Source organism: Arthrobacter sp. TB 26, assembly GCF_000427315.1.
Classification (GTDB): Bacteria; Actinomycetota; Actinomycetes; order Actinomycetales; family Micrococcaceae; genus Arthrobacter.
Genome location: NZ_AUPJ01000404.1, coordinates 4,200 through 6,617 on the forward strand (window position 1 = coordinate 4,200; position 2,418 = coordinate 6,617).

Consider the following 2,418-nt stretch of genomic DNA (forward strand, 5'->3'; position numbering starts at 1 on the left):
CCGCCCGGGCCACAACCGACGGGTAGCTGCCGAGGTGCGAGAGCAGCTCGTTTTCGGTCGCGTGCTCCAGCAGCGATGCCTCGAAGCAGTCTTTGCCGTCCACACTGCGCTGCACGCCGGCCGCGACGGCGTTGCGGGCCGTGCCGCGGGAACGGGCGTGCGCGTACTGGACGTAGAACACCGGGTTCTCGTTGCTGTGCTTCTTCAGCAGTTCCGGGTCCAGGGTCAGCGGCGAATCGGCCGGGAAACGCGCCAGCGAATAGCGGACCGCGTCCTTGCCCAGCCAGGAGATGAGGTCCTTGAGCTCGATGATGTTGCCGGCGCGCTTGGAGAGCTTGGCTCCGTTGACGGAGACCAGCTGGCCGATCAGGACCTCGATGTTGACCTCGGGATCGTCCCCGGCGGCGGCGGCGATGGCCTTGAGCCGGTTGATGTAGCCGTGGTGGTCGGCGCCGAGCAGGTAGATCTTCTCGATGTAGCCACGGTCCTTCTTTGACAGGTAGTAGGCGGCATCGGCGGCGAAGTAGGTGGGTTCACCGTTCGCCCGGATCATCACGCGGTCCTTGTCGTCACCGAAGTCGGTGGTCCGCAGCCAGACCGCCCCGCCGTCGTCGTACACGTGGCCCTGTTCCCGGAGCCGCGCGACGGCGTCCTCGATCGCGCCGGCGTCGTGGAGTTCCTGCTCGGAGAAGAAGACGTCGAAGGCGACGCCGAACTCGGCCAGGGTGCGTTTGATGTCGTGCAGCTGTGCCTTGTACGCCGCTCCCCGGATCACCGGCAGGGCGGCGACGTCGGTCAGTTCGCGGATATCCGGGTGCTGGGTCAGCACCTCGTGGCCGAGATCTGCGATGTACTCGCCGGGGTAACCGCCCTCGGGCACCCCGCGGCCGTGCAGCCGGGAGAGCACGGAATTGGCGAAGACGTTCATCTGCGAGCCGGCGTCATTGATGTAGTACTCGGCCGTGACGTCCGCGCCGGAAGCCCGGAGCACGCGGGCGATCGCGTCGCCCAGGGCCGCCCAGCGGGTGTGGCCGATGTGCAGCGGCCCGGTGGGGTTGGCGGAAACGAATTCCATGTTGACCGTGTGGCCGGCGAGCGCCGTGTTGGTGCCGTAGTCCGGGCCCGCTTCGACGATGGTCTTGGCCAGGGCGCCCGCGGCGGCGGCGTCAACGGTGATGTTCAGGAACCCCGGTCCGGCGATGTCGACGGCGGACACCCCGTCGATGGACTTCAGCCGGGCACTCAGGACGGAGGCAAACTCCCGCGGGTTGGTACCCGCGGTTTTGGCCAGCTGAAGGGCGATGTTGGTGGCCCAGTCGCCGTGGTCCCGGTTCTTCGGACGCTCAACACGCACCTCATCCGGGACGTCGGATGCGGAAAGACCGATTTCACCGGCGGCGACGGCGTCCTTCAGGCAGGCGGATATGGCGAGGGAGAGTTCTTCAGGGGTCACAGTTCCAGCCTACCGGGGGCCCGCAGTGTGGCGGAATTTGGCGTCGGTCATGACAGGCGGGTCACAGGGTGAACCACTACGCTGATTTCAACGTCGTCATTGGAGTACCGCTCCGGGCCCCGCTCGCGGGTCGCAGGCCCGGTCACTCCGCCATCCGATCGCCGCTAGAGAAAATGAGCCGCTGCATGAACCCCTCTTTCCGAAAAAGCGTCGTCGTCGGCATCGCCGGACTCTCCCTGGCCGGTTCCGCGGCCGGCTGCGCGCCCGGACCGGCCGCCGGCACCCAGGCTACCGGCGCTGCGCCCTCAGCTGGCGCGGGCACCTCGACCTACAAAGACGGCACTTTCAGCGCGGACGGCAACTACGTCTCACCGAACGGCACCGAGATGGTGGGCGTGACCCTGACACTTGCCGGTGGCGCAGTGTCCGATGTCCAGATCACCCAACACCCGTCCAACCCCAACACCAGGAAGTTCCAGGGCGAATTCGCCGGCGGCATCAAGGCCCAGATCGTTGGCAAGAGGCTCGACGAGATCAAGGTCTCCAAAGTGGCCGGCTCCTCGCTGACCAGCGGCGGCTTTAACCAGGCTGTGGACAAGATCAAGTCCCAGGCCCAGTAGCAGCCAGTCAGTAGCCGGCAGGAGGAAACGTGGCGCATCCGGGCTGGACGGACTTCGGCTTCGACGGCATTGGTACCCGCTGGGAGGTCTCAACACCGTCCCCGCTCCCCGGCGCGCTCCGCCGCCGGCTGCTGGATACCGTGGCGGACTACGACGCCGCCTGGTCCCGGTTCCGGCCGGACTCCCTGATCGCCGGCGCGGCGCGGCAGCCGGGCCGCTACGTCCTGCCGCCCGGGGCATCCGCCCTGGGGCCGCTCTACGAAACCTTGTACCGGCTCAGCGGCGGGGCCATGACCCCGCTGATCGGCGGCAGCCTGGAACAGCTCGGCTACGATGCCCAGTACT

1 protein-coding gene and 2 pseudogenes (1 of these 3 cut by a window edge) are annotated in these 2,418 nt (G+C 67.6%); 2 read left to right on the forward strand and 1 reads right to left on the reverse strand.

Annotated features, from left to right (window positions below):
* Positions 1 to 1,453, reverse strand: a pseudogene (gene argS, locus K789_RS23290) (arginine--tRNA ligase); it reaches 211 nt to the left of the window's first position.
* A gap of 185 nt (positions 1,454 to 1,638) precedes the next feature.
* Between argS and K789_RS0115660 the strand changes: the two are divergent.
* The gene (locus K789_RS0115660; protein ID WP_024367578.1) at positions 1,639 to 2,073 is read left to right on the forward strand and encodes a hypothetical protein; all 435 of its coding nucleotides are present in this window, start codon (positions 1,639 to 1,641) and stop codon (positions 2,071 to 2,073) included.
* Between the two features lie 29 nt (positions 2,074 to 2,102).
* Positions 2,103 to 2,418, forward strand: a pseudogene (locus K789_RS0115665) (FAD:protein FMN transferase); the annotation flags it as partial.